General features: G+C 47.1%; 2 protein-coding genes. Both read left to right on the top strand.

Features of this window, described 5'->3' with window-relative positions; translation table 11 throughout:
• A partial coding sequence (locus ACWHAR_RS27375; RefSeq protein WP_452088469.1) for an endonuclease III domain-containing protein occupies positions 1-252 on the top strand: 252 nt, incomplete at its 5' end.
• Positions 249-700 (top strand): YpoC family protein (locus ACWHAR_RS27370; RefSeq protein WP_452088468.1); only part of this gene is annotated, 452 nt, incomplete at its 3' end. The genes ACWHAR_RS27375 and ACWHAR_RS27370, both read left to right, overlap by 4 nt.

Raw genomic sequence — 700 nt, 5'->3', positions numbered from 1 at the left:
GCCGTAGATACCCATGTGGAGAGAGTCAGCAAACGATTGGGCATTTGCCGGTGGAAGGACTCGGTTCTGGAAGTTGAAAAGACGCTGATGCGCAAGGTTCCCAAAGAAGATTGGTCCGTTACGCATCACCGGCTTATTTTCTTCGGCAGATATCACTGTAAAGCCCAATCTCCGCGCTGTGCGGAGTGTCCGCTGCTTTCTTTGTGCAGAGAAGGGCAGAAGAGGGATAAAAAAGGACTGGTGAAACGATGACGCAAGCAAAAGAAGTGTTGGCTTCCTATGAGCAATACTTGCGCAGTCTTGGCCAGAAGAGTTCCTCGGATATGAAGAAAACCTTGCAGACCAATCCCGTGTATTTTGATTTCTGCACGGAATTACAAGGCGATTTGCCATGGGAGGACAGCGGGAAATACGTTCCGCTTTTATTTGAAGTGTGGGATGACATCAAAGCATCACTTCTCCCAGTCTTTCAAACACGAAAATCGAGATGTGACCAAAACGAAATGTTAAAGGGCATTGTGTGTTTGCTGGCTTCGTTACATTGGACAGCAGGTGAGCCGGTGAAATCGCTCGATTGGCAAGAACTGAGGGAGAAATCATATCCCGCAAAGCCGATTAATTGGGCTGAACGAGTGGAATTTATTCTTCTTAAGCCGACCCAATACCATTGCTTTATTCAGCTTGATGAGCTGATTACCGA

Source organism: Bacillus sp. LR--39 (assembly GCF_053613335.1).
This window is presented reverse-complemented; position numbering and strand designations above follow the sequence as displayed.